Origin of the sequence: Pseudomonas sp. NBRC 111127, assembly GCF_001320345.1 — a bacterium.
GTDB lineage: Bacteria > Pseudomonadota > Gammaproteobacteria > Pseudomonadales > Pseudomonadaceae > Aquipseudomonas > Aquipseudomonas juntendi.
Map to the genome: position 1 here is coordinate 1 of NZ_BCBD01000108.1, position 19,123 is coordinate 19,123.

General features: G+C 59.8%; 19 protein-coding genes. 4 read left to right on the top strand and 15 right to left on the bottom strand.

Annotated elements, in window-relative coordinates; genetic code table 11:
* From APH30_RS18440 to APH30_RS18505, 15 genes are all read right to left on the bottom strand, one after another.
* Nucleotides 1–2,139, bottom strand: a 2,139-nt coding sequence (locus tag APH30_RS18440) for a glycosyltransferase family 2 protein (protein WP_156326553.1), incomplete at its 3' end; no start/stop codon positions are given.
* Nucleotides 2,140–2,211: 72 nt separating this feature from the next.
* Nucleotides 2,212–3,795, bottom strand: coding sequence for a flagellar hook-associated protein 3 (locus APH30_RS18445; protein WP_054913394.1), 1,584 nt, complete (start codon nt 3,793–3,795; stop codon nt 2,212–2,214).
* A gap of 13 nt (nt 3,796–3,808) precedes the next feature.
* Nucleotides 3,809–5,839: a flagellar hook-associated protein FlgK gene (gene flgK / locus APH30_RS18450; RefSeq protein ID WP_054913395.1), complete on the bottom strand. Its 2,031-nt coding sequence runs from the start codon at nt 5,837–5,839 to the stop codon at nt 3,809–3,811.
* Nucleotides 5,840–5,851: 12 nt separating this feature from the next.
* Nucleotides 5,852–7,006: a flagellar assembly peptidoglycan hydrolase FlgJ gene (gene flgJ / locus APH30_RS18455; protein ID WP_054913396.1), complete on the bottom strand. Its 1,155-nt coding sequence runs from the start codon at nt 7,004–7,006 to the stop codon at nt 5,852–5,854.
* Between the two features lie 11 nt (nt 7,007–7,017).
* Nucleotides 7,018–8,127 carry a flagellar basal body P-ring protein FlgI gene (locus APH30_RS18460; RefSeq protein WP_009684238.1) on the bottom strand — a complete coding sequence of 370 codons (1,110 nt, stop codon included), beginning with the start codon at nt 8,125–8,127 and terminating at the stop codon, nt 7,018–7,020.
* 12 nt (nt 8,128–8,139) lie between these two features.
* Nucleotides 8,140–8,835: a flagellar basal body L-ring protein FlgH gene (gene flgH / locus APH30_RS18465; RefSeq protein WP_054913397.1), complete on the bottom strand. Its 696-nt coding sequence runs from the start codon at nt 8,833–8,835 to the stop codon at nt 8,140–8,142.
* Nucleotides 8,836–8,885: 50 nt separating this feature from the next.
* Complete coding sequence (gene flgG, locus APH30_RS18470) at nt 8,886–9,671, bottom strand: flagellar basal-body rod protein FlgG (protein ID WP_015271239.1); 786 nt, start codon at nt 9,669–9,671, stop codon at nt 8,886–8,888.
* A gap of 47 nt (nt 9,672–9,718) precedes the next feature.
* The gene (locus APH30_RS18475; RefSeq protein WP_054913402.1) at nt 9,719–10,459 is read right to left on the bottom strand and encodes a flagellar basal body rod protein FlgF; all 741 of its coding nucleotides are present in this window, start codon (nt 10,457–10,459) and stop codon (nt 9,719–9,721) included.
* Nucleotides 10,460–10,747: 288 nt separating this feature from the next.
* The gene (locus APH30_RS28180) at nt 10,748–10,933 is read right to left on the bottom strand and encodes a hypothetical protein (protein ID WP_082416212.1); all 186 of its coding nucleotides are present in this window, start codon (nt 10,931–10,933) and stop codon (nt 10,748–10,750) included.
* 73 nt (nt 10,934–11,006) lie between these two features.
* Nucleotides 11,007–12,362: a flagellar hook protein FlgE gene (gene flgE, locus APH30_RS18480; protein WP_054913398.1), complete on the bottom strand. Its 1,356-nt coding sequence runs from the start codon at nt 12,360–12,362 to the stop codon at nt 11,007–11,009.
* Between the two features lie 31 nt (nt 12,363–12,393).
* A complete protein-coding gene (gene flgD, locus APH30_RS18485) occupies nt 12,394–13,098 on the bottom strand; it encodes a flagellar hook assembly protein FlgD (protein WP_054913399.1) in 705 nt (234 codons plus the stop codon).
* 15 nt (nt 13,099–13,113) lie between these two features.
* Nucleotides 13,114–13,557, bottom strand: coding sequence for a flagellar basal body rod protein FlgC (gene flgC / locus APH30_RS18490; RefSeq protein ID WP_025340101.1), 444 nt, complete (start codon nt 13,555–13,557; stop codon nt 13,114–13,116).
* Between the two features lie 2 nt (nt 13,558–13,559).
* Nucleotides 13,560–13,970, bottom strand: coding sequence for a flagellar basal body rod protein FlgB (gene flgB / locus APH30_RS18495; protein WP_009684247.1), 411 nt, complete (start codon nt 13,968–13,970; stop codon nt 13,560–13,562).
* Between the two features lie 324 nt (nt 13,971–14,294).
* Nucleotides 14,295–15,122: a protein-glutamate O-methyltransferase CheR gene (gene cheR / locus APH30_RS18500; protein WP_009684248.1), complete on the bottom strand. Its 828-nt coding sequence runs from the start codon at nt 15,120–15,122 to the stop codon at nt 14,295–14,297.
* 49 nt (nt 15,123–15,171) lie between these two features.
* Nucleotides 15,172–16,101: a chemotaxis protein CheV gene (locus tag APH30_RS18505; protein ID WP_009684249.1), complete on the bottom strand. Its 930-nt coding sequence runs from the start codon at nt 16,099–16,101 to the stop codon at nt 15,172–15,174.
* 77 nt (nt 16,102–16,178) lie between these two features.
* On the opposite strand from APH30_RS18505, the gene flgA reads away from it, so the two are divergent.
* From flgA to APH30_RS18525, 4 genes are all read left to right on the top strand, one after another.
* Nucleotides 16,179–16,931, top strand: a complete 753-nt coding sequence (flgA, locus tag APH30_RS18510) for a flagellar basal body P-ring formation chaperone FlgA (RefSeq protein WP_054913400.1) — start codon at nt 16,179–16,181, stop codon at nt 16,929–16,931.
* Between the two features lie 163 nt (nt 16,932–17,094).
* Nucleotides 17,095–17,409 (top strand): flagellar biosynthesis anti-sigma factor FlgM, encoded by a 315-nt coding sequence (gene flgM / locus APH30_RS18515; RefSeq protein WP_009684251.1) that lies wholly within the window; start codon nt 17,095–17,097, stop codon nt 17,407–17,409.
* Between the two features lie 49 nt (nt 17,410–17,458).
* A complete protein-coding gene (locus APH30_RS18520; protein WP_054913401.1) occupies nt 17,459–17,926 on the top strand; it encodes a flagella synthesis protein FlgN in 468 nt (155 codons plus the stop codon).
* A gap of 79 nt (nt 17,927–18,005) precedes the next feature.
* Nucleotides 18,006–18,749: a flagellar brake protein gene (locus APH30_RS18525; RefSeq protein ID WP_009684253.1), complete on the top strand. Its 744-nt coding sequence runs from the start codon at nt 18,006–18,008 to the stop codon at nt 18,747–18,749.
* Nucleotides 18,750–19,123 lie beyond the last annotated feature (374 nt).

A 19,123-nucleotide genomic window follows, 5' to 3' on the forward strand; every position in this document is an offset into this window, starting at 1 on the left:
CCCCACCCCCAGCACCATGCCCGCGCTGGCAATGTTGCCCTGGCTGTCGAACAGCTTGCCGCCTACCGCGGCGACTTCCGGGCGGCCGGCATGGTTGAGCAGCTCATCAAGCCAAGTGTCGTTCAGCACACAATAGCTGCACCCCAGCGTAACCAGATAGTCGCCCAGACTGGCTTGAACCGCATGGTTGAGCATATGCGCGACCGAGCATTCCCCCGCCACTGGCAGGATTCGCAACATTGAGGAAAACCCTTGCATCCGCCGCAACCAGTCCGATGTTGCCGGCGTTACCCGATCATCGTGCACGACGATGATCTCGTAGCGCTCATAGGCGGTATGCTGCAATACGCTTTCGAGAGTCGCCTGCAAACCTGCCTGCCGCTCATCGACGCACACCAGCACGGACACGAGTGGCTGTTGCTCATGCAGGTAATCAATACGATTGAGCAGTGCCATCTCATCATGACGGATCTGGTGAGCAACGCCCAGTCGGCTCAAATGCGCGGCAACAACCAGCTCGCTTTCTTGCGCCACATCGCGCGAAGACAACCACTGCGCGTAATCAGCACCAGACTGGACCTGAATTTCTGGAATATGTTCTACCGCCTGGGGACCAACATTCTCGACCAGGCGCCAGACCAGATCATGGGTGGCCAGCGCACGATATCGACCATCGAGACCGCCAAGGGCCAACACCCATTCACGCCGTAACGCCAGGGTACGCCCTAGATACGGATAGGAACGATACAGATCGAGATTGAAATCCGGCTTGAACACCGGTTCACACGGCCCGTCTTCCTTGAGGCCGCCCTCATCACTGTACAGGCAGCCCACGGAAGATTGCAGCGCCGCGCGCTCGGCCATGACCAGCAGAGCGGTCGGCGCAAGCTTGTCTCCCGACTGCAGCAGGTAGATCCAATCGGCAGCATCCAGCCCGCCTATGATTTCATTCAGTTGGCGCGTCCAGTCCGTAGCCGGCGCTAGGCTTACGCGACCAGCTTGTGCCGCCAAATCCAGCTCGCTGACCACTATGGTAGTGGTGGCGCCATAGTGCTGAGCTGCAATACTCGCCAACGTCACCTCAAGCCCCTTCGAATCGCCATCGAGGTCGCGCACGATCACCGCGATACGCGGCCGCACGGGCCACGCGGCAACCACATCTGAGGTCATCCGCAGTTGCGCACTACTTAACTGCCGGTCCTGCAGCCATTGGCGGTAAAAAGCTTCATAACTGTCGCTGTTGCTACCAACCCTGCCATTTAGGCGACACTGCCAAGTCGACAAGGTGCGCAACAGGCACAGTTCCTGCCACTGCCGAGGCACTTCAGACACTCGCGCCATTTCAACAAAGCGCACCCAGCCGGAAGCAACTGGTGCATCTCCACCGCGGGCCTTGAGCATCTGCGTGAGCCACCCCCACTCCTGCTGCGTGGATGCCTTGACCGAGTCATCCAGGCTGAGTCGCTCCGGGTGCAGGCGCTCGATAATAGCAGCGCTGCGCATGACGGCGACTTCACCGTGACGCATCAGACAAACGAACAGCACCAGATCAAGCAGTGCCTCGAACTGTTGTTCCTGATTGATAAGAACCTTGAGAATCTCCGCGGCTTCGCGTCTATAGAACAGCGCCGACGAAAAATTGCCAAGGAAGTTGACCGGGCTGCCCGCCAGGATCGCCAGCACATCGGACCCCTTGAACATGCTGTCGGTGTTGGCGAACGCCACGTTCTGGAGGCGCTGAGGCAAGACGAAGTCACCCGCATCGCAGAACACCCGCTGAGCGAGCGACACTTTGACTTCGGCATGCTGGAAAGCGGCAGCCTGCTGCTCCACGCAGCGCGCCAGCAAGCGGTCGTCGTCACACAGCACTTTGACCAGTTCGCCCTGAGCAGCTTCGAGCAAGGCCAGCACGTTGGCTGCCAAACCCAAACGCCTCGGGTTGCGCCGATAGTGCACACGCCCAGGCAGTCGTCCACTGGCGACCTCGACCATAGCTTCGATTGCAGAGCCTTCGCTATCGTCCCCGATCAGTATTTCAAGATTCGGGTAAGTCTGGTCCAGCGCACTCTTCAGCGCCTCGTTGAAATAACGTGGGTTAAACGCAGGAATGACGATACTGACAAGGGGCTGTTGATTCACGTTGATGACCTTTAAAAAAAATGCGCCGCACCTGAGGGTGACGACGCATGCTTGATAACGCAGGCCGCGTTATCAGATGTAATTGACCAGCGAAAGCCCGGCCACCTTGGCATAGGCCTGCAAAGAGGCCTGTAACATGTTGGTCTGCATCTGCAGGCGCAACATAACCTCGGCTGGGTCGCTCTCACGGATCGAGCTTTGAGTCTTGGCGTTTTCGGTACCCAATGCTTCGTTGGTTTCAGCCTGGACATCCAGCGCCTGGCCGCGCCCACCAATAGAACTGACCGACGAAGACACTTGGTTGATCGCGCTGCTGACGTTGCCAACGGCCGAATCCAACGACGCCAGGAAGTTCTGCCGAGCTGTCGCGTCGCCGTCCTGCGGGGTACTCAGTGCAGCGCGCAGTTTGCTGATGGTATCGAGCACATTCTGGGTTTGATGGGTATCAACCTTGATCCCGAACGAGTCTCCGGCGCCAGGCGCGGCAGACAGCTCGAAGCTGACCCCCATGGCGCTCGCGGTGGTGCCATTGGGCCCACCCAGTGTTCCGGAGGCAACCGGGCGGCTGTCTTCAGTCACAGGTGACGCGTACAACTCAAAAGCGTTGGCACCGGTAAACTTCAACACTGCGCCGCCGGCAGGAAACGCCGCTTTGTAAACATCTTGATCCGTGATGGTAGCGCCAGTGACCTGTGCCGAGGAGCTATTGCCAGGGCTTCGTGTACCGGACACTTCATCGGCCTTGGAGCTCAAACTGAACGAATGTCCTGCAATGACCGCATCCTCGTTGCCTTTGTCACCCTCTTTGAAGTTGACGTCCAGGCGTAGATCGACACCTCGGAAACTGATGGTGGCGTTGTCGCTATCAGGATCGAATTTGCCGCCCTGACTGGCTTCCAGCGTCACGTCATTGCCATTGGCATCGGTGATCTTGTATTCGGTGCTGCTGGTGAATTCGATGGTGTAAGGTTCGCCGCTGCGGAACTGATCATTGAAGGCGGAGTTTCCGGAAACCTGGCCATTGGACAGGCTGATGCGGCCATCATCAGTGGCCGGGGCGGTCAGCGTAGTCTCGCTGCGGCTGGTATTCAGTGCTTGTTCGAAAGCATCGTAACCGGTTTCGTTGGCCGCTAGGCTAAGCATGTCACCAACCTGAAGATTGAGCTTGCCCTGATCACCCTGGTAACTGTAGGTACCGTCTGCATTACGCACATACGGTGGCGTATCGCCCCGGGAGCCGGAGAAAATGTATTTGCCGCTCTCGTCCCTGCTGTTCATAAGGTTGAACAGTTGATCCTCCAGCGAAGCCAGTTCATCAGCATTGGCCTTGCGATCGGCATCGGTAAAGGCGCCGTTACCCGAGCTCACCGCCAACTCGTTGACCCGTTGCAAAATGTTCCCGATCGAATTCAGGGTGCTCTCGGCCGTGCCCAGCGCATTGCGCACGTTGGTAATGTTGCTGCCGTACTGCTTCAACATGTTCTGCTGCTGCTCCAACTGCAACAACCGCGCCGCGCCCACCGGATCATCCTTGGCCGAGCGCACGCGAATGCCATCGCTGGCCTCCTGCTGAGTCTTCACCGTCTTGGCGAAGTTGCTCTGATAGTTGGCACTATTGGTGTTGTAGAACTGGGAAGTCGAGATGCGTACGCTCACGATCCAAGGCTCCTTAAAGGCTGTTGATCAGGGTGGCGAAGGTTTCCTGGGCCGCCTTGATGATCTGCGACGACGCGGTGTAGTACTGCTGGAACTTGATCAGGTTACCGGTCTCTTCATCGATCGACACACCCGACACACCGTCGCGGCTGTCCTGCGCAGAAGTGTGGAGAGCGCTGGTAGCATCGCCGTCCATCTGCGCCTGCCCGGCCTTGCCACCAACGCCGGATGCCAGTTTGGCGTAGGCATCAGTGAAGCTGATACCCTTGCCATTGGCCCCCACTTCGACCGTAGGCTTGGTCTGCAAATCGATCACCGACTGGCTGTTGCGGTTGTCCGCAGAACCTGCGCCGGTCAACGCCACGGTGTAGCTGTCGCCATTTTGCGGGGCGCCGGAAACGTTCATCTCGAAAGTGAAGCTGCTACCCAGCGAGTTGCCGTTGCCATCGACCATTGGTACCGATAGCTGCAGTTTGTTGTCTTGGCCCGGCACGATGGTGCCGCTGCCAATCTCGGTGCCCTTGGCGTCATACATTTTGTAGGCCTGGGGCGAGGTACTGTTGTCACCGAAAACGAGCTTGACCGGGGTGGAATACTTCAGGCCGGTCTGCAACAACGAACGCTGGGCTGCATCGGAGATGTCCAGCTCGGATGTCAGGGTCGGCTGGGTTATGACGCCAGTCCCCTTATTGCCAGAACCGCTGGTGGCGCTCAGCGGCGCGGCCAGCGCCAAGCGTTTGGGGTCGGTCAGAACCGTCTCGATATTGGCTGCGGCGTTGCGGGTGGGTGTGATCTTGAAACTGTCACCCGCGCTCAGGCCTCCGCCATTGAGGGCAAGGGTGAAACCGTCGATCACCGGGGCCGGGTCATCATCGAGGCTGTAGCTACCCATGTCGGTGCCATCGGGCAACTTGCGGACCGTGTACTGCTTGTCGCTGGTGAAGGTCACTTGGTAATCGCTGGTGGTCAGCTTACCGGTATCCTTGATGGTCACATCGAGGTTGCCTGAGCCTGGGCTGTTGTTCTGCTTGGCGATACTGCGCTGGCTGATAGCCGCAGCGCTGTTGATATCACCAAACAAGGTCGCCCCGAAATCACCATTTTTGTCGATGCCCTGCGCCAACTGGCTATTGATGGCATCCGCCACTACCAAGGCAACACGCCCCAGCTCGTTGAGCGCAGGGTCGAGCGTTTCCGAGCGATAGCGGATCAAACCGCCAAGTTCGCCACCGCTGGTGGTGCTGGTGATATCCATCTTGGTCGAACCGCGATTGAGGATCAGACTCATACGGGTCGGGTCCGTCGCGCTTGGCGCCACCCCCAAGGTCTGGGTGGTCTTGCCCAGCACCAGCGCCTGGCCATTCTTCAGGTAAATATCGTAGTTACCGTCGCGCTCGACCACATCGGCGCCAATCAATTTGTTCAGCTCACGTACCGCACCATCACGCTGGTCGAGCAGGTCATTGGGCTGGCCGGAGATTGCGCTGACGCGAGATATCTGCTCATTCAGATCAGCGATGGTCTTGGTCAGGTTGTTAACCTGATCGGTGAGCGACGCCATGTTGGCGTTGATGTTGCTGTTTTGCTGGTTGAGCTGCGCTGACAGCGTGTTGAAGCGCTTGGCCAAGGACTGCGCACTGGTTAACAACAACTGGCGCGAGGCGTCCTCGGTGGGCTTGGCCGCAGAGTCCTGCATGGCAGTGAAGAAACTTTGCAACGCTGCGGTGATACCGGTATCGCTGCTCGACAGGGCAGTATCCAGCGGGGTGATCTGGTTAAGGTACGTGCTCGCCTCACTACTGAGCGACGTTGTAGTACGCAGCTGGTTCTCGAGGAACGCGTTATACACTCGACGCACATCGGCCAAAGTAGTGCCACTGCCAATAAAGACCTGGCCGACCTGCTGACCACCCTTGCTCTTTTGTACGTTCTGCTGGCGCGAGTAGCTCTCGACGTCGGCATTGGCAATGTTGTTACCGAGGGTATACATCCCCGACTGCGCGGCACCCAGCCCCGACATACCAATGTTGATCAGACTCGCCATGGTTTCCTACCTTTAAATTTTCGTTGCGGTACCGAGCAGCGCGTAGTGCTCGTACGACTTCATCTGTTTTGCTATCTGCGAGATCTTGCTGGCGTAATTCGGGTCGGTGGCGTACCCGGCCTTTTGCAACTCTTGCACGAACTGTTCAGGTTTATCGGCGGCTTTCACCGCATCTTGATAGCGCGAATTGTTCTGCAACAGGTTTACCAGGTCATGGAAGCTGTCCTGATAGGAATCGTACGAACGGAACGCTGCCGTTTCCTTGACGAACTGGCCATCGCGGAACTCGCTGGTAATCGCCCTCGCCTCGCCGCCCTCCCAGTTCCCAGTTGCCTTGATGCCAAACAGGTTATGGCTGCTACTGCCGTCGCTGTTGCGCATCACCGACTTGCCCCAACCGGTTTCCAGCGCGGCCTGGGCTACCAGATAGCGAGGGTCGATACCAATGCGCTTGGCGGCTTGCTCGGCCATCGGCAGCATGGTGGCGACAAATTCATCACTGTCGGCGAACGCCTTTTTCGGCGCCAGCGGCGGCTGGGCCACCGCGCGACCGACAATACGCAGGCCGTTGTCCGGCACGGCAAAGACCTTGGCCGGTTGCTGGCCGTCACGGGCAGGTACGGCGGCGTTGTTCGGGCTGGCCGCCGACGGCACGATACCAGCCAAAAGGCGGTCGGTGAGTTTGCTCGGCAAGGCCAGGCGCCGCGAATTGAGCGCCGCTACATCATTGCGGTTAGCGCTCGCCAGGGTGGCTTGCACGGGCTCAGCTACCTTGTTGCCCCATAGCGCCGGGGCGCGGCCTTCAACGTGCGGGAACGGGCTGGTATTGACCGATGCACTCTTCTTTTTCGACAACTGGCGCACCAACACGTCCTGCAGGCCGATACCGCCCCCCTCGCGGGACATGCTCACGGCCAATTGCTGGTCATACATGTCGCGATACTGCTTGACCGTTTCGGTGTTCATCGGGTTGTCGTCGGCCAGCACGTCGCTGGCCTTGCGTGAGGCCTTGAGCATTTCGCTGATGAATAGCGACTCGAACTCCTGGGCCACCTTGCGTACGTTGGCATCGCTGTCGCGGTCACCATGCTTGAGCGAACTGAGGCGATTGAGGTCGGTGTAAGCACCGCTGTCGCCGCTGCCAGAAACCAGGCTTTTGCTGTTCATCGGCGCCGCCCTCAGATCACGATCAGGTCGGCTTGCAAGGCGCCGGCCTGTTTCAGGGCTTCGAGGATGGCCATAAGGTCGCCAGGTGCCGCGCCCACCTGGTTCACCGCGCGGACGATTTCATCCAGCGTGGTGCCTGGGCCGAACTTGAACATCGGCTTGGCCTCCTGCTCCGCATTGACCCGCGAGCGTGGCACCACGGCAGTCTGGCCGTTGGAGAGCGGGCCCGGCTGGCTGACGATCGGGTCTTCGGTAATGGTCACGGTCAGGCTGCCGTGGGTCACCGCCGCTGGTGAAACCTTCACGTTCTGGCCAATGACGATGGTACCGGTACGCGAATTGATGATGACTTTGGCCACCGCCTGGCCGGGATCGATTTCCAGGTTTTCCAGGACCGACAGGTAGTCCACGCGCTGGCTTGGGTCCATCGGCGCACTGACCCGCACCGAGCCACCGTCCACCGCCTGGGCCACACCCGGGCCCAGCAGGTCGTTGACTTTGTCGACGATACGTTTGGCAGTGGTGAAATCGGGGCGGTTCAGGTTCAAGGTCAGGGTATTGCCTTGGTTGAAGCCGCTTGGCACGGCCCGCTCCACGCTGGCACCACCTGGAATCCGACCCGCCGACGGAACGTTGACGGTGATCTTCGAGCCGTCACGGCCCTCGGCGTCGAAGCCGCCGACCACCAGGTTGCCCTGGGCGATAGCGTAGACGTTACCGTCAATCCCCTTGAGCGGGGTCATCAGCAGGCTGCCGCCGCGTAGGCTCTTCGAGTTACCGATCGAGGACACGGTAATGTCGACCACCTGGCCCGGCTTGGCGAACGGCGGCAAGTCGGCATGCACCGACACGGCAGCGACGTTTTTCAACTGCACGTTACCGGAGCCTGGCGGCACCTTGATGCCGAACTGCGACAGCATGTTGTTGAAGGTTTGCAGGGTAAACGGGGTCTGGGTGGTCTGGTCACCCGTACCGTTCAGGCCAACCACCAGGCCATAGCCAATCAACTGGTTGGAGCGCACGCCAGAAATACTGGCGATATCCTTCAGGCGCTCGGCCTGGGCCACACAGGCACAGGACAGGAGCAGGGTTGCGGCAATCAGCTGCCTCACGTTGAACATGGTCATCCGTACTCAGAAAGGCCAAAGCGGGCTGAGGAAGAAGCGGTCCAGCCAACCAGGCTGGCTGGCATCGGCGAACGAGCCGGTACCGGAATAGGTAATGCGCGCGTCGGCCACACGGGTGGACGGTACGGTGTTATCGGTGGCGATGTCGTCGGCACGGACCATGCCGGCAATGCGCACCAGCTCCTCGCCGGTATTCAAGGTCATCCACTTCTCGCCGCGCACGGCGATGATGCCGTTGGGCAACACCTCGGCCACGGTAACGGTGATCGAACCCGTCAGGGTATTGCCCTGGGTCGCCTTGCTGTCGCCTTTGGTGGCGCGGTCACCGCTGTAACCGGCCTCCAGCGACAGATCACCCCCGCCGAATGGGTTATTGGTGTTCGGCGAGCCTCCAAACAGCGAGGTCAGGCCAATATCGGTCTTGCTGGTCTTGGCGATCTGCGAGCCGGCGTTCTTGCTAGCCGATGTACGCTCGTTGAGGGTAATGGTAATGATGTCACCCACCCGGAACGCTTTACGGTCGCTGTACAGGTTCTGCTCGAAACCGGCCTGGTAGATCGAACCGTTGTTGGCCGCTGCCGGCAGTGGGGTGCGCGGCAGAACCGGCGCGTAGTACGGGTCGTTGGGCTTGGGCGTCGGCGCGACGCAACCTGCCAGCAACACCGCCCCCCCCAGGGCGAAAACGGACAACAGACGATTCATGACGCTTACCTCACGAGTGCAAAAAACTACCAGGCTCAGAGCTGCCGGCCTCAGAGCTGTTGAGTAACGAACGACAGCATCTGGTCGGCGGTGGAGATGACCTTGGAGTTCATCTCGTAGGCGCGCTGAGTGGTGATCATGTTCACCAGCTCTTCTACGGTGCTGACGTTGGAGTTTTCCAGGGTCTGCTGCAGGGTGGTGCCGAAACCGTTCAGGCCCGGGGTGCCGACTTGCGGCGCGCCACTGGCCGCGGTTTCCAGGAACAGGTTGTCGCCGATTGCCTGCAGGCCGGCCGGGTTGATGAAATCGGCGGTCTGGATGTTGCCGATCACCTGCGCTGCAGGGTTGCCGGCGGTCGTGATAGACACGGTGCCGTCCTGGCCGACGGTAAAGGTCTGCGCGTCGTTAGGCACAACGATGGCGGGTTCCAGGGCAAAACCGTTGGCAGTGACGATCTGGCCGTCAGAGTTCAGGTGGAAGGTCCCGTCACGTGTGTACGAAACGGTGCCGTCAGGCTGCAGCACCTGGAAGAAACCACGGCCGTTGACCGCCATGTCCAACGGGTTCTCGGTCGTTTGCAGGCTACCCGTCTGGAAGTTTTTCTGCGTACCGACAATGCGCACGCCGGTACCGACCTGCAGGCCCGAGGGCAGTTCGCTGTCCTGGGTGGACTGTGCGCCAGGCTGGCGTTTGATCTGGTAAAGCAGGTCCTGGAATTCGGCACGATCACGCTTGAAACCGGTGGTCGAGACGTTGGCCAGGTTGTTGGAGATGACCGTGAGGTTAGTGTCCTGGGCGGACAGGCCGGTTTTAGCGACCCAAAGAGCCGGAAGCATTAGTGTTCTCCTCGTGCGCCTGTTTTACGGCACCCGTTCAAAAGTGATTAGCCGATTTGCAAAACACGCGCCATGGCTTCGTCGCCTTCCTTGGCCGCATTCATCATCTTGACGTGCAGTTCAAATTGACGCGACAGCGCCAGGACCGAGGTCATCTCTTCGACGGCGTTGACGTTGCTGCCCTCGAGAAAACCAGATACCACCCGCACGTTGACGTCGGCGTCGGCTGGCTGGCCAGAGGTGGTATGGATCATGCCATCGAGGCCTTTGGTAAGACCCTTGGTGTCCGGGTTGACCAGCTTTATACGGTCGACCTCGGCCATCACTCGCGGGTCTTCACCCATGGAACGAATGCTGATGGTGCCATCGGCGCCCACCTCCACCTTCTGTTCTGGCGGGATGGCAATCGGGCCGCCGTTGCCGATCACGGGCATGCCGTTGCCGGCACGCAGCACCCCCAAAGCATCGATATTCAGGCTGCCTGTACGAACATAGGCCTCGCTACCGTCCGGCGCTTGTACAGCGATGAAACCTTTGCCGGTTACTGTCACGTCCAGATCTCGACCAGTTTCGACCATCGGCCCTTCGCTGAAGTCGGTGGCCGGACGCTCGGTCATGGCAAAGGCGCGCGCCGGAAAGCTGTCGCCAAACACCGGCATCGAACGGGCCTGCTCCAGGTCACGCTGAAAACCGTTGGTGGAAATGTTCGCCAGGTTGTTGGCGTGGGCCTTCTGCGCCAGCGCGTTCTGGCTGGCGCCGGTCATGGCCACGTAAAGCATCTTGTCCACAGTCATCCTCCGCTGCACTGGCGCTCGTTTGCCGTACGCCGCTGCTTTACTGGCAAAGAAGCAAGTTCCGAACCAACTTCATGTTTTTGGGAGAACCCCCCGGGAATACGGGGGTTTCGGGATCGCATTCGCACCATGCCCGCCGGTTATCCGGCGCCGGCTTGCCGATTGCGGCAAGCTTGTACCAGCCACCTGGCGCCAGGCCCGCCCCACTAAAGCAAGCAGAGCCGCCATGGCCAGCGCTTTATCCAAGAGCGCCAGCCCACGAAGGGCGCTGACACTCACTCATCAAGGTTCCCGGCAACGACCATTGCTGTAGGGACCGGCGAATTTCCTCCAGCCGTCTCCTGGCGGCCATTGTGCACATACCAGACGGCCGTCGATCTGGCTTTCCCAACGCCACCAGTTAGCCGTACCAGCTTGCACTGGGTAGAGGCTGAACGCGATCAACAACGCCACCAGCAATTTGCCCATGAACCCTCCTGCAAAAACGACGAGCCCCTTCAAAAAGAAAGGGGCTCGCGTGCACACGATCAAACAGCAGCCATCAGGCCATTTGGATGACGGTCTGCAAGATGGTGCTTTCGGTGGAAATGGTTTTGGCGTTCGCCTGATAGTTGCTTTGCGCCTTTATCAGCTCAACAAGCTCTTGGGTCAGGTTGACGTTCGAGCCTTCCAGTGCGTTGGACTCGATAGCTCCCAAGGTTCCAGTCTTCGGCGCATCTATGCCGGGAATGCCCGAGGTGAAGGTTTCGGTCCAGCGGGTACCGCCAATTTGCTGCAAGCCTTGCTCATTTGCAAAGCTCGCCAGCGCCACCTGGCCAATGGCGTTGGATTTGCCGTTGCTGAAGCTGGCGAACAATACCCCTGTTGCGTCGATGCTCAGGCTCGACAGAATACCGGTGGCGTAACCGTCCTGAGACTGCGACATTCGCGCGGTTTCGGTGTTGTAAGACGTAGTGCTGTCCATCGCCAGGCGCATACCACCGACGTCACCCACGGCACCGTTGGAAGCCCAGTTACCCTGCGCATCTTCCACCGCAGGCACCCAACCGGTCATGCTGAATGTGTTGTTGGTCACGGTGAAAGACGAACCCGCCGGGTGGCCGGTATTATCAGCTGTCATGCTCTTGACCGAGCCATCGCTGTTGAAGCTGATGGTGCCGGTCAGCGGTGTAGTGGAGGATGGGTCGAACGGGTTGCGCCCATCGACCAGGGTGTACATGGTCCACTCATTGGTGCCGGTCTTGCGGTAGAACTGCTCCATGGTGTGCTCGTTGCCCTGGCTGTCATACACCTTGGTCGGGAACGACTTGGTATACGTCGACGCGCTGGCAGGATCGAACGGCAGGTTAGGCACCATCGCGCCACTGCCGTCATCGACCTCGAGAGGGATATCGGCGGCCGAAGAATTCAGGTTGATACCCTGATCGATCAGGGAGGTCGCCTTTGGCTGCAGCGCCGAGGTATCAATCTGCAAGTCCTTCAGTACACCCTTCTGAATGTTGCCAGCCGCATCAGCGGTATAGCCCTGCAGGCGCAAGCCGTCGGAAGTCACCACGAAGTTGTCCTTGCTGGCCTGGAAAGCACCTGCACGGGTGTAAACACGCGAGCCATTATCGGACAACACGAAGAAGCCCTGCCCTTGAATTCCCATGTCCAGCACGTTGCCTGTGGTGTTTACATCGCCCTGGGTGAACTGTTGGGAAATGGCAGCCAGGCGCACCCCGTTGCCCACTTGGTTCTTGCCGACACCCAAGCGGTTGGCACCCGCGTAGACATCCGCGAACTCGGCACGCGAAGACTTGAAGCCAGTTGTATTGACGTTGGCGATGTTGTTACCAGTGACGTCCAACTGCTTGTTCGCCGCAGACAGACCGCTAAGGCCGATATTGAAAGACATGAATTCGCTCCTTGTGCCGCGCTAACGGGCCTTAGATACCAATGGTTTGTACGTCGGAAAGAGACACCTTGCCGACACCGGCGAGGTTGAGCACCATTTCACCCGTTGCGCTGAAGCTGACGCTGGTCACCTTGGCCGGCAAGAGGGTGTTCATCTGCACCGACTGTCCATCTACTGTGGTGGTGGCAGTGAACGTGTAGGTGCCCGGGTCGACTTTCTCCCCGCTGCTGTTGGTGCCATCCCAGATGAAGTCAGCGTAACCCGCCTTCTGCTCACCCAACTCGATGGTCTTGACGGTGTTGCCGTCCTTGTCCTTGATGGTGATCTTCGCTTCGCTGATAGCCTGAGGCACAACGAACTGGGCATTGAAGCTTTCAGTGGTATCAACCACAGCTTTATCGTTCTGCACCACCACCGATCGGCCTACCAACGATGAAGCCTGCAGCGCCTGCGACGACGCCATGGCATTGGTGATACTGCTAACCGACTCATTCAGGGAGGTAATACCTTCCAAGCTGCTGAACTGCGCCAACTGAGCAACGAATTCACCGTTGTCCTGTGGGTCCAGCGGGTTCTGATGCTGCATCTGCGTTACAAGCAGTTGCAGGAAAGCATCCTTACCCAACGAATCAGTGCCGGTCTTGGAAGCGGTATCCGTGGTTTTCTTCGTACTGCTACCCACACCGGACGCCGTGAGCACATCATTGAGGTTGACGCCGGTAGTCTCGATTGCCATGGTCTGGATTCCTTATCACTGCCCGAGGGTCAGCACTTTCTGCATCATGCTCTTGGCCGTGTTCATCAGCTCGGCGTTGGTCTGGAACGCGCGGCTGGCCGAGATCATGTCAGCCATCTCCTCGACCACGTTGACGTTCGGGTAGTAGACATAGCCGTCCTTGTTCGCCGCCGGGTGGTTCGGCTCGTAGCGGGCTTCAAGGTTGCTCTGGTCTTCGACGATGCCCTTTACCTGCACGCCCTGCCCGGCTTCACCCTGGTCCTCGAACAGCGACTGGCTGCCGCCAGCCTGTGCATCCTGGAAGGTCGTGGCGAACACCGGATGGCGAGCGCGGTAGGTCTGGTCGATGCTCGACGAGACTGTCTCGGCGTTGGCGATGTTGGAAGCGACGGTGTTCAGGCGCGTGTTCTGCGCGCTCATGCCGCTACCGGCAATATTGAAGACACTGGAAAGGGACATGGTCATTCTCCCCGCAGGGCGGAAACCAGCCCTTTGAATTTACTGTTGAGCAAGGTGAAGCTGGCCTGGAAGCCAATGGCGTTTTCGGTGTAGTTCGACTGCTCGATCTGCGCGTCGACGGTGTTCTGGTCGATCGAAGGCTGCAGCGGCGTGCGGTATTTGAGCGTGTCGTCAGCAGCGACGGCCAGGCCTTCGGCTTCGATGTGCCGGCTGTTGGTCCGCTCCATGGCAAAGCGGCCACTTTGCTGCTTGCTGGTTTCGGCGGCGAGCACCGAAGAGAAGTCCATGTCACGCGCCTTGTAGTTGGGCGTGTCGGCGTTGGCAATGTTGTTGGCCAACACTTCGGCGCGCTGGGCGCGGAAGCCCAGGGCCTTTTCGTGAATGCCAAGCGCCTTGTCGAAACTGATGCTCATATCGGGGAAACCTTCAGAGGTTGACCGGAGTTTTGTTGAGCAAGCTATAGCAAGGGCTGTGCCAACCCCCGTGCACCCCCGAAATTACGGGGTATGCGCGCGGCATGCTGTCAGGGTGATGCCAGAAAAGCGGCAAAGGCCTTCCGCCTTTGGCAGTGAAAGCGGCAATTGCCGGTTGGCTAAAGCGGCAAAACAAAAATTTGACGTCAGAGTTTTCCTGAGCCGGCCTCTTCGCGGGCATGCCCGCTCCCACAGGGGCCATGCAGGCCTGAAGGCGGTACAGGCAAACAAAAAGGCCGGCAACTTTCGCCGCCGGCCTTCTGCTTACTTGGCCTGGTAGATGATCCCCGGGCTGCACTGCACCATCTGGTAATGGTCCGGCAACCCGTTCAACGCCTCCGAGGCGCCGAGGAACAAGTAGCCACCCGGCTTCAGCGTGCTGTGAATACGCAGCAGGATGTCGCGCTTCACCTGCGCCGAGAAGTAGATCAACACGTTGCGGCAGAACACGATGTCGAACTTGCCCAGGCTGGCATAGCTGTCGAGCAGGTTGAAGGCACGAAACTCGACGCGGCTGCGGATCGCCGGCTTGACCGCCCAGCGCCCAGGCCCCTTGGGGTCGAAATAACGCTGCAGGCGCTCCTGGGACAAACCGCGGGCAATCGCCAGGCTGTCGTACTCACCGGTCTTGCAGTTGGTCAGCATGGTACCGGAGAGGTCGGTAGCCACGATTTGCGCACCCATCTTCAGCTGGCCGAGGTTGCTGCGCTCGAACTCGTCGATGGCCATCGAGATGGAATACGGCTCCTGGCCCGACGAGCAGGCAGCGGACCACATGCGCAGCCGCTGCCCAGGGTTGTTGCGAATGAACTCGGGAATGACCTTGTTCTTCAGCACTTCGAATGGATAGGTGTCGCGAAACCACAGGGTCTCGTTGGTGGTCATGGCATCGACCACCTGCTCGCGCAGGCCGCCGCGCGGCTGGGTCTGGATGCGCTGCACCAGCTCACCCAGGCTCTTGATGCCCTGTTGCTCCATCAGCTTGTTGAGACGGCTGGAAACCAGGTACTGCTTATTTTCCCCCAGCAGGATGCCACAGGCTTTCTCCAGGAAGACCCGGAACTGTTCGAAATCCAAATTACCCGTAGACACTACTGCCGCCTCTTTTCAATCACTGGTGCCAGGGCTTGCCCCGGCTGCTTCAATGCGCTGCCTTGATCCGGTCGACCACCCGCTGGGCCAGGTCGTCCGGCTTGAACTTGGCCAGGAAGTCATCAGCGCCGACCTTCTTGACCATCGCCTGGTTGAACACCCCGGAAAGCGAAGTATGCAAGCAGATGTGCAGTTTTTGCATGCGCGGGTCACTGCGAATTTCTGCGGTAAGCGTATAGCCGTCCATTTCCGGCATTTCAATGTCGGAGATCATCATCAGGAACTCCTCTTCCGGCTTCTTGCCCTCCTCCACCAGCTGGCGCAGGTAGTTCAAGGCCTGGCGGCCGTCATTGAGCGCCACCACTTCCACCCCGACGGTCTGCAGGCAGCGGCTGACCTGCTTGCGTGCCACCGACGAATCGTCGACGGTCAGCACCCGCAGCAGCACGGCCTTGTCCTGCACCTCGGCATCGACCACCCCGGCCGATACCGATTCGGAAGAAGGTGCCACCTCGGCCAGCACTTTCTCCACGTCGATGATCTCGACCATGCGGTTATCCACCCGGGTGACGGCGGTCAGGTAGTGGTCCCGGCCGGTGCCCTTGGGTGGTGGGTGGATCTCTTCCCAGTTCATGTTGACGATGCGTTCGACCGAATGCACCAGAAAGCCCTGGGTCTTGGTGTTGTACTCGGTGATGATCACGAAACTCTTGCGCGTGTCTTCCTGCAGCGGTCGCAGCCCGGTCGCCATCGACAAGTCGAGGATCGGGATGGTCGCCCCACGAATGTTGGCCACCCCGCGCACCACCGGGTGCGCCTTGGGCAGCAGGGTCAGCGCAGGGCATTGCAGCACTTCCCTGACCTTGAATACGTTGATGCCGTAAAGCTGTTCGCCATTGAGGCGGAACAGCAGCAACTCCAGGCGATTCTGCCCCACCAGCTGCGTGCGCTGGTTGACCGAATCCATCACACCCGCCATGCCAGACTCCTTAACATTTCAGCCTTACGTTGCAACTCGAACAGTGAGTCGGCACGGGCTTTGCTTTTTTGAGCGTCATGTACACGAAAACGACATTTTTCCGACGATTGACGCGCCTGCTGACTGGCTCGCTGGCCACGCTGTGCCTGCTGATGCCCGGCGTTCGCACGCTAGCGGACGCGTTCACCTTGCCTGAACAGCTTATCGGTGTCACCCAAGGGTTTCTTGAATTTACCGTCGAAGATTATCTGGCCAGTACCCAGACCGCCGGCCGCTATGAAATCGAGGTCAGCTCACTGGACCCGCGCCTGCGTATGCCGTTATGCAGCCAGCAACTGGACGCCTCGCTGGAAAGCCCCGCGCAGCCACTGGGCCGGGTGACCGTACGGGTGCGCTGCAACGGCGCCGCGCCGTGGACGGTATTCGTTCCCGCCACGGTGCGGCTGTTCCGCGACGTGGTGGTGGTAACCCGCCCGCTCAAGCGTGACAACGTCGTTGGTGAAGGCGACGTGGCCCTGCGCGAACGGGATGTCGGCACCCTGGGCCAAGGCTTCCTCAGCGAACTGGACCAGGCCGTGGGCATGAAGATGCTGCGCCCCACGGTGATCGACCAGGTGCTCACCCCGCAGCACCTGGAGCAGGCCGAGGTGGTGCGCAAGGGTGATCAGGTGGTCATCGTGGCGCGCACCGGCAGCCTGAGCGTGCGCATGCCAGGCGAAGCCCTGAGCAAGGGCGGCCTCAGCGAGCAGATAAGGGTACGCAACCTCAATTCGAAACGGGTGGTCAAGGCCAGGGTCACCGGCCCAGGCCAGGTCGAGGTCAGCATGTAGACCAATCGCCAGAAGGCGCTGGCGGTGCGGAACCGCATTTCCTAAACTGTGTCAGAAAACGGGTGGCGAGCTTGCTGACAGGCGGCAACGCATTTGTGCCTAAAGTTTCTATCGGGTTGGCCGAAAACAAGGCAAGCGTCCAAATACCCAGAGGTTTCTGATCATGGTCATCGACTTCAGTCGTTTGAATAACTCTCCGTCCGTCACGGGCGGCGTGCGCGGTAACAGCGCCACCGGCAGCGCCGAAAAACCGGCAGCCAGCCAGGAAGCGGTGAAAGACACCGGCGCCAGCGGAGAAGCGGTACACCTCAGCCAAGAGGCCCAGCAGTTGCAGAAGATCAGCGACAAGCTGCGCGACGAACCGGTGGTCAACAGCGCCCGTGTGGCCCAGTTGAAACAGGCTATCGCCGACGGCAGCTACCAGGTCGATGCCGGCCGGGTCGCCAGCAAACTGCTTGATTTCGAAGCCCAGCGCTGACCGAGCGGCGCGCTGACTTCACGGACGCTAGAAAAGCCAAGAGTTAGCCATGCACGACACCACATTGCTGCAACTGATCGAAGATGACATTGCCCCGCTGCAGGAGCTGCTTGAGCTCCTGCAGAAAGAAGCCGTTGCTTTGCATGGTCGCGACATGTCGCCACTGGAGAGCATCTTGGCGCGCAAGCAGTCTTTGATCGTGCTGCTCGAGCAGCAAGGGATCCGTCGCGGCAACCTGCTCACCAGCCTAGGCCTTAGCGCCGATCGCGCAGGGGTCGAGGCCGTTGCCGCTCAATCGCCAAATGGTGCATTGCTACTGCAGCAACTCGACGTCATTAGCCAGCTGATGCAAGCCTGCCAGCAAGTCAATGAGACCAATGGCCGTATCATCCAGGTGCAGCAACACGTCACCAATAACCAGATCCGCATCCTTCAAGGCGGTGATTCACCGTCGCTGTACAATAGCCGTGGCGGCACATCGCTGCTGAGCAAGCCACGCGCCCTCAGCCAAGTCTGATTTTTCTATCAAGGCACGGAACATACTGGCAAAATGCCGTTACTTGCGTGAGTCGCTTTTGCCTGGAGAACGATAAGCCGTGTTCAATGAATCAGATGCCCCGCAACCGCCAAAGGTGCTGAGCACCCCTTTGGAGATTGCGGCCAACTTGCGGCAACTGCAAGAAAGCCACGACCCACTGATCATCACTTTCCATGACCGCAGCCACCGCTTCCAGAGCTACGTGACGCACGTGGACCGTGAAAGCAACACCCTGGCGCTGGATGAAATGATCCCCCGTGACGGCGAGAAGTTCATCGAGAGCGGTGAACACTTCCGTGTCGAAGGCTTCCACGACGGCGTGCGTATTGCCTGGGAATGCAACCACGCACTGAAGATCAGCGAAGTCAACGGCCACCGCTGCTACAGCGGCCCCTTGCCAGTCGAGATGACCTACCACCAGCGCCGCAATGCCTTCCGCGCCGCGCTGAAGCTGTCGCAACTGGTCGACGTGATCCTTGACGGTACCCACCTCAAAGGCAACGGTGCCCTGCGCGGCAAGCTGCTGGACATCTCCGCCACCGGCTGCAAACTGCGCTTCGAGGGCGATGTCGAAAGCCGCCTGCAACTGGGCCAGGTGTATGAGCGCTTCAAGGCGGGTAACCCGCTGGGCCTGGTCGACACCATGGTCGAGCTGCGCCACCTGCATTATGAAGAGCGCATCAACACCACCTTTGCCGGCGTACGCTTCCACAACCTCAGCGGCCCGGCACAGCGCAAGGTCGAGAGTTTCGTGTACCAGCTGCAGCGTGAGGCGCGGCGGTTCGACAAAGACGACTACTGACCGTCGGCTGGTTGAAGCAGAAACGCCACCTGTCGAGCTGGCGTTTTCGTTTGTGTTTCTCCAGTGCTGGCCCCTTCGCGGGCTCGCCCGCTCCCACAGGGTTCACCGCCAGCCTCGAGGGCTGTGCAGTACCTGTAGGAGCGGGCGAGCCCGCGAAGAGGCCAGCACAGGCTTACACTGACTTGCTCGCTTCTTCAGCCTCGGGCGCCTGTTGGTCGGACAACCAGCCCAGCGTCAGCGTAACGCCACCTTTCGAGGGGGCGTTCTCGTTTGTGTTTCTCCTGTGCTGGCCCCTTCGCGGGCTTGCCCGTTCCCACAGGGTTCACCGCCAGCCTCGAGGGCAGTGCAGAACCTGTGGGAGCGGGCGAGCCCGC